At 63.4% G+C, this 7,606-nt stretch carries 4 protein-coding genes and 1 pseudogene; all 5 read left to right on the top strand.

Translation table 11 applies throughout. From position 1 onward, the window contains the following. Positions 1–441 (top strand): annotated as a pseudogene (locus E8E95_RS10570) (formaldehyde dehydrogenase, glutathione-independent); the annotation flags it as partial. Between the two features lie 210 nt (positions 442–651). Then, the gene (locus E8E95_RS10565) at positions 652–1,986 is read left to right on the top strand and encodes an MFS transporter (protein WP_280349796.1); all 1,335 of its coding nucleotides are present in this window, start codon (positions 652–654) and stop codon (positions 1,984–1,986) included. A 36-nt stretch (positions 1,987–2,022) separates the two neighbouring features. Then, positions 2,023–3,300: an OprD family porin gene (locus E8E95_RS10560; RefSeq protein ID WP_280349795.1), complete on the top strand. Its 1,278-nt coding sequence runs from the start codon at positions 2,023–2,025 to the stop codon at positions 3,298–3,300. A gap of 613 nt (positions 3,301–3,913) precedes the next feature. After that, the gene (locus E8E95_RS10555) at positions 3,914–5,935 is read left to right on the top strand and encodes a hydantoinase/oxoprolinase family protein (protein WP_280349794.1); all 2,022 of its coding nucleotides are present in this window, start codon (positions 3,914–3,916) and stop codon (positions 5,933–5,935) included. Beyond that, entirely contained in the window at positions 5,932–7,587 is a 1,656-nt protein-coding gene (locus tag E8E95_RS10550) for a hydantoinase B/oxoprolinase family protein (RefSeq protein ID WP_280349793.1), read from the top strand. The genes E8E95_RS10555 and E8E95_RS10550 overlap by 4 nt, the downstream gene beginning before the upstream one ends. Positions 7,588–7,606: the final 19 nt, after the last annotated feature.

The following is a 7,606-nucleotide window of genomic DNA, read 5'->3' as shown; positions in this document are numbered from 1 at the left end:
CCGGAAGTGGATTGCGCAGTGGATGCGGTGGGCTTTGAAGCTCGCGGCCACGGCCATGAAGGCGCCAAGCACGAAGCCCCGGCTACCGTGCTCAACTCGCTGATGCAGGTCACCCGCGTGGCCGGCAAGATCGGTATCCCCGGCCTCTACGTGACCGAAGACCCGGGTGCGGTGGATGCCGCCGCCAAGATCGGCGCCCTGAGCATTCGCTTCGGCCTCGGCTGGGCGAAATCCCACAGCTTCCACACCGGCCAGACCCCGGTGATGAAGTACAACCGCGCGCTCATGCAAGCGATCATGTGGGACCGCATCAACATCGCCGAAGTGGTGGGCGTGCAGGTCATCAGCCTGGACGACGCGCCGCGCGGCTACGGCGAGTTCGATGCCGGCGTACCGAAGAAATTCGTCATCGACCCGCACAAGACCTTCAGCGCGGCCTGACCGCTGAACCGGGCCGATTCGGACAGGTCACCCGCCCCGAACCGGCCCATCCCTCGGACCTGCTGGCCAGGTCCGAGTCCCCTTGCATGCACGACTGACAACAACAAGAAGGTATCGACATGTACATCCTGCTCTCCCTCCGTTGTGGGGCGGTTTCGGCTGCCCGTCGTTTGAATCCCCTTCCCTTCCAGTACCAGGGAGCCTGATCACATGAGCCAGACGATTGGGCAACAGATGGATGAAAAACCCATGGCCGGGTTTCAATGGGGCGTCGTCGCGCTCTGCTTCCTGATCAACATGCTCGACGGCTTCGACGTGCTGGTGATGGCCTTCACTGCCGCATCGGTGGGCGCCGACTGGGGCCTGAGCGGCACCCAGCTCGGCTATCTGCTGAGTGCGGGACTCGTGGGCATGGCGATCGGTTCACTGTTCATCGCGCCCTGGGCCGACCGCTTCGGCCGCCGCCCGCTGATCCTGGCGTGCGTGAGCATTGCCGGACTGGGCATGCTGGCGTCGTCCCGGGCAACCTCGCCGGAGATGCTGGCGGCCCTGCGCCTGATCACCGGCCTCGGCATCGGTGGAATCCTGGCTAGCAGCTACGTCATCGCCGGCGAGTACGCCAACAGCAAATGGCGGGGCCTCGCAATCAGCCTGCAATCCACCGCCTATGCCCTGGGCGCGACCGTGGGCGGCATCATCGCGGCGCAGATCATCCCCACGCTGGGCTGGCGTTCGGTCTTCTTCTACGGCGGCATCGTGACGCTCCTGACCCTCCCGTTGCTCGCGCTGTGGCTGCCGGAGTCCCTGGCCTTCCTAGTGTCCCGCCAGCCAGCAGGTGCGCTGGAACGCATCAACCGGTTGCTGAAGCGTGTGGGGCTCGCTCCAGTGACGCAACTGCCCGCCACCCAGGAGGCCTCGCGCAAGCCCCTCAAGGAAAGCTTCGCCGAGCTGTTCTCCCCGCAGCTCCTGCGCTCCACGCTGTTGATCTGGGCGGCGTTCTTCCTGGTGATGTTTGGCTTCTACTTCGTGATGAGCTGGACGCCTCGCCTGCTGGTCGCGGCCGGCCTGTCGAACCAGCAGGGCATCACCGGCGGCGTGCTGCTCAACGTCGGCGGCATCTTCGGCACGGCCCTGGTGGGGCTCCTGGCCGCACGCTTCCGCCTCCCTCGCGTGCTGATGATCTACCTGCTGGTGAACGCCGTCCTGTTAGCCGCGTTCGTGCAGTTCACCCACAACCTGGACCTCGCCTTCGCCGTGGTGCTGCTGATCGGTGTGTTCGTCAACGGCTGCGTCGCCGGCCTCTATGCGCTCACCCCGTCCATCTATGACGCAGCGCAACGGGTGACTGGCCTCGGCTGGGGAATCGGCATAGGCCGCATGGGCGCCATCCTGTCGCCCCTCGTGGCCGGACGCCTGATCGATGCGCAGTGGCAACCCGCCGACCTGTACTTCCTGTTCGCGCTGGCATTCGCCCTGGCAGCGTTGGTGATCTGGAAGCTGAAGCCCCGAAGGGCCCTGCAGCTCCGCTCCGCCACCAGCGCCTGAGTCGACACCCGCCTACAACAAGAACAGGACAGACCCATGAACATTCCATCCAGACGCCTGGGGCTCGATGCCCTGGGCGTAGCGGTAGCTTTCGCCTCAGCCAACGCTTTCGCGGGTTTCGTCGACGACGGCAGCCTTACCCTCACCGCCCGCAACTTCTACCTGGACCGGGACTACAAGGGCGCCACTCCCTACCCGGCGGCGCGCGAGTGGGCCCAGGGCTTCATCCTGCGGGCCAACTCCGGCTTCACCGAGGGAACCATGGGCTTCGGCCTGGACCTCACCGGCATGCTGGGCATCAAGCTGGACTCCTCGCCGGACCGTGCCGGCACCCAGCTGCTGCCCCTCGACCCGCAGACCCGCGAGGCCAAGGATGACTACTCGGAACTGGGTGCGACGCTGAAGGCAAAGGTCTCGAAGACGCGCCTATCGGTGGGCACCCACTTTCCTGCGCTGCCGGTCATCACGGCGAGTCCAGCTCGACTGCTACCCCAGTCCTATCGAGGTGCCTATGGTCTATCCGAGGACATAGATCGCCTGAGCCTGCACGTGGGTCGAATGGACCGCGTAAACCTGCGTGACTCCACCAACTATCAACCCATATCTCTGGCCTCTCCCAATGGACGGTTCAAGGCGGGCGCCAATTCCGAGCGATTTGACTTCGCGGGTGGCGACTATCGCTGGTCCGATGCCCTGACGTTGCGCTACTACCATGCAGAACTGAAGGACATCTACAGCCAGGACTTCGCGGGAGCCATTCACGTGGTACCGCTGGGAGCGGGGAAGCTGAAGACCGACATAAGGGTCTTCAACAGCCGGGAAAACGGCCGCGCGGAGGCCGGCAAGGTGGATAACCTGAACGCCGGCGCCATGTTCAGCTACCAACTGGGTGCACATACCATGGGCGCGGGGTACATGCACCAGACCGGGGATACCGCCATGGCGTACCTCGCCGGTGGCGAGCCCGCGGTCCTCAGCGACGGCACCATGAGCGCCGACTTCGTCAACCCCAAGGAACGGACCTGGGTCGCCCGCTATGACTACGACTTCGCTGCCGTCGGAATCCCGGGCCTGACCGGCATGGCCCGCTATCTCCGAGGCAGCAACATCGACTTGCCGAAACTGGGGGGAAGCAACCTCACCGAGTCCTCCAAGGATCTGGAACTGGCCTACGTCATTCAGTCTGGGCCTGCAAAAGGACTAGCTCTACGCTTACGCCACGCGACCTACCGCAATGAGCAGACTGCCGCCTCGACTTTCCGAAGTGACAACGAGACCAGAATCAACATCGATTACACGCTGAAAATCTGGTAACTCGCGACTCACAACTCTTGAATCGCCGCCATGGAGGGCTCGGCACTCAATCACTACGCGCTGCACTGTAGGGAAAGAGCGACTCTACTGGTTAAAACTAACTGCGGTGCAGCCCGTACCGTCCGGTTTTGGCCCAGGCTGTGTACGTTTTGGGCATCATGAACTGATCAATCAATGACCAAATCTGACGATGCCTCGCTAAATCCACACAAGGCCAATGCGAAAATTTCTCCAGAATTCGCGTAGCGACGCGATCCTCAAAATTGAGCCGGTGTTTTTACACAGCCTCGGCCGATTGCTGCCAGTGGCAAATTCACCATTGTCCTCCTTAGACGTAGAGAGGAAGCCATCAACACCCTGGCTACCTACATGACCTAGCAGCCCACAATCTGCCCCTCTTGCGATGGATAGGCCTTCGCCAGTGGCCGAAGCCCTCCCCACGATTTCCCTCTCTCGCCCATCGCCACCTTTCGTACAGAAGCAGAGCAGCTCGTCTGGTCTAGCCATCCCGAATTAAAAACCCATTGCAGCAGTCGTCTTGTTGTCGTATTTTTTTGGTCGTTCGACCGACTAATTAATCCAACAAGCGGAGACGACAATGCGAAGAATTGGAGTGGATACCGGCGGCACCTTCACAGACTGCTTGCTTATCGACGACATAGCCGGCGTGGTGATGGTCGAGAAGGTACCGTCCTGCCCCGAATCCCCGGATAAGGCGATTGTCCAGGGCGTGCTGAGCCTCGCCACCAAGGCTGGCCTTTCCCCGTCGCAAATCGACGCCATCGTGCACGGCACGACCGTCGCGACCAACGTGGTGATCGAAGGCAACTATGCCTCGACCGGGCTGATCGCCACGCGCGGCTGTCGAGATGTCATCGAGATCGGAACGCAGCAGCGCGAACGCCTCTACGACCTCCTCCACCCCGCAAAACCATCGCTGATCACCCGGGATCTGCGCATCGAAGTGGCTGGGCGCCTAGCTGCGGACGGCAGTGAAATCGAGCCCGTCGATCTCGTCGAGGTCGAACGCGCAGTTCGCGCTCTCGTTGAGAAAGGTGTCGAATCCATTGCCGTGACCGGACTCTTCTCCTTCGAGAACCCCGCGCATGAACAGGCCATCGCGGCGGTCATCCGCCAAGTGGCCCCCGGGATTAATGTGATGTGCTCGTCGATGATTTCCCGAGAGGCGCGCGAGTACCCCAGGTTCGCAACTACGGCAGTGAATGCAGCGCTCGCCCCCACGCTGGATCCCTATATTCAGCGCCTGGAAACAGCGCTCCAGGGGAACGGATTCAACTGCCCGCTGTACATCATGCAAAGCAATGGCGGCGTCGGCACTGCCGCACGATCGGTGGGCGAGAAAGCCCATCACCTGGTGCTTTCCGGTCCGGCCGGCGGTGTCATCGGCGGTGAGAAGATCTGCTCGGCCGCCGGCTTCACGTCCCTGGTCACGCTGGATGTCGGCGGTACCAGTGCAGACATCGGCATCGTCGTGGAAGGCAAGCCGCGCGTGCATCAGCAGATGCGTCTGCCCAACGGCATTCCGATCACGGTTCCCAACCTCGAGATTGAAACCATCGGCGCCGGCGGCGGCAGCATCGCCTGGATCGACCAGGGCGGCGCGCTGCAAGTGGGCCCGCGAAGCGCCGGTGCCGTTCCTGGTCCGGCATGTTTCCGCAAAGGCGGGAGCGAACCCACCGTGACCGATGCCCAAGCACTGCTTGGCCGCCTGAATCCAGCCGGCCTGCTGGGCGGCAGCATGGCCCTGGATATCGAAGCCGCGCGTCAAGCCATCGCTGGACTTGCCAGCAAGCTCGGACTTGGCGTCGAGGAAACGGCTTTGGGCATCATCTCCCTGATGGAGGCCAATATGGCCAGCGCGATCCTGCGCTCGGCCGCGCGCAACGGTGATGACCTGCGCGAATTCGCCCTGGTTGCCGCCGGGGGCGCAGGCGGATTCAGCGTGGTTGGGCTGGCACGCGACCTCAGCATTCCCACCGTGGTCATTCCGCCCTTCCCCGGCCTGCTCAGTGCCGGCGGACTGCTCGCCGCGAATCTGCGCCACGATGTGACCGCCCCTATGCTGCGGGATGCGGCAACGCTGAAAAGCGAAGAGCTGGGCAAGGTCCAGAGCAGCCTCGAGCGCGACATGCTCCGCCTGCTGCTGGAGGATGGCATGCAACAGGACCAATGTTCCTTCGAGCATGCGCTGGACATGCGCTATGCCGGCCAGGAGTACGCAGTGACCGTGCCGATCGAGCGTGGCCAGGAAATTCCGCGGGTGATCGATCGATTCCACTCGCTGCATGAGCGGATCTACGGCCATAGCGCACCAAGCGCTGAAGTGGAAATTGTCGCCGCGCGCCTGACCGGCAGAGGCGCCTTTGCCAACCAGGGCGAAGCGCAGCCGTCGCCCCAACCTGCCAGAGCTCTGGGCGCGCGACCAGTATGGTTCGCCGAGACCGAAGGCTACGTCGAAACCCCCGTGTACTGGCGTTCTGACCTGAGGGTCGGCGAGCTCTTCCACGGCCCGGCGATTGTCGAGCAGTTCGACACCACGACTGTCATCAACCCCGGCTTCACCGGCCAGGTAGCGGCCACCGGCTGCCTCATCATCTCGGAGATCCAACAATGACTGACGCCATCACCGTTGCCGTCGTTGGCAGTGCGCTCAAGGCCGTGGCCGGAGAAATGGGCGACTCGCTACGACGCAGTGCACATTCGCCGATCATTCGCGAGATGCTCGACTACGCCTGTGCCCTGTTCACCGTCGCAGGTGAATCGGTTGCCGAGGATGCGCAGATTCCTGCCCTACTGGGCTCGATGAGTGTCGCCCTGCCGATGCTCCTCCAGGATCACCCCGCCGAGACCATCCGCCCGGGGGATATTTTTATCGGCAACGACCCTTATCGCGGCTGCACGCATACGCCCGACATCCACCTCTTCGCCCCGGTGTTCAGCGGCGATCGTCTGGTGGCTTGGGTGGGCAACCTGGCGCACCACACCGACATTGGTGGTACCAACCCGGGTACCGAGGGTTTCGCCAACCGCTCGGTCTATGAAGAGGGATTGCGTTTCCCCTGGGTCAGGCTGGTCGACTCTGACAACGAGAATCACGCGCTGCTCGCCTACTTCGCGAATAACACCCGAGACGCAGATTCCAGCCTCGGTGATCTGCGCGCGCAGATGGCCGCCATCAAGCTGGGCGTTCGGCGTATGCAGGACCTCCTGGCGAAGTACTCGCCCGACCTGCTGGTAGCGGTCATGGCTGAACGCCTGGATCAGGGGGAACGGCGGATGCGCTCGCTGCTGCGCTCGACGCCTGACAGCACTGGCCATGCGGTGGGATACCTGGATAACGACGGTATCGATGATCAGCCCGTACGGATCGAGGTAAGCCTGCGCCTGCAGGGTGACCAGATCACCGTCGACTTCAGCGGTACGGCCACGCAAATGGCCGGCGGGATGAACTGCTCGCGCACGGCGACCATCGCCGCGGTAATCTTTGCCATCAAATCGGCCTTTGATCCGGACGGTGACCAGACCGGCGGTTGCCTGCGGCCGCTGGACATCATCCTGCCGCCAGGCTCTGCAGTGAATCCTGCCTTCCCTGCAGCCGTCAGCTTGCGTCACCTGGCGGCACAGCGCATCACTGACACGCTGGTGCGCGCGCTCAGCTCCATTAAGCCGGAGTTCCAGGTCGGCGGTTCCTTTGTTGGCTTCTCCAGCCTGGCCGCGGAATGCAGGCACCCGCGTAACGGCCGCATGGTGGTGATGGCGGACGACCTCGGCGGCGGCATGGGTGGCCACGCGCGCGGTGATGGCGTGAGCGCCGTCGATCCCTACCTGGGGAACGTCGCCATGCTGCCGATGGAAATCTGCGAACGTCAGTACCCCATTCGCATCCTGCGCACGGAGCTGGCCGAAGATTCCGCCGGCAACGGCCGGCATCGTGGTGGCCTGGGTATCCGGCGCGAGTACGAGTTCCTCGATACCTGCGATGTGGTGTTCTACAGCGAGCAGACCGTCGCCTCCTTCGCCCCCTGGGGAGCCGAGGGTGGCCAAGCCGGTCAGCCGGCATCGTTGACGCTGATCCGGGCAGATGGCCGGAGCCAGACCATTACCAAGGAACGCCTGATCGTTCAGGCTGGCGACCGCCTGATCACCACCACCGCCGGTGGCGGCGGTTGGGGTAGCCCACAGGAGCGTGACAACCAGGCCATCGAACGGGATATCGCCGAAGGCAAACTCAGCCGCGAGCGAGCCCAGGAGACCTACGGCCTGTAAGTCCACGACTCGATGCTCG

The organism is Pseudomonas sp. BN414, from assembly GCF_029871275.1.
GTDB classification, from domain to species: Bacteria; Pseudomonadota; Gammaproteobacteria; order Pseudomonadales; family Pseudomonadaceae; genus Metapseudomonas; species Metapseudomonas resinovorans_C.
The sequence above is the reverse complement of the archived record's forward strand: the minus strand, read 5'-3'. Positions and strand labels throughout refer to the sequence as shown.

Excerpts from the sequence above, each read along its gene's own strand:
- E8E95_RS10565 (WP_280349796.1), top strand. The coding sequence starts at position 652 with ATGAGCCAGACGATTGGGCAACAGATGGATGAAAAACCCATGGCCGGG.
- E8E95_RS10560 (WP_280349795.1), top strand. The coding sequence starts at position 2,023 with ATGAACATTCCATCCAGACGCCTGGGGCTCGATGCCCTGGGCGTAGCG.
- E8E95_RS10550 (WP_280349793.1), top strand. The coding sequence starts at position 5,932 with ATGACTGACGCCATCACCGTTGCCGTCGTTGGCAGTGCGCTCAAGGCC.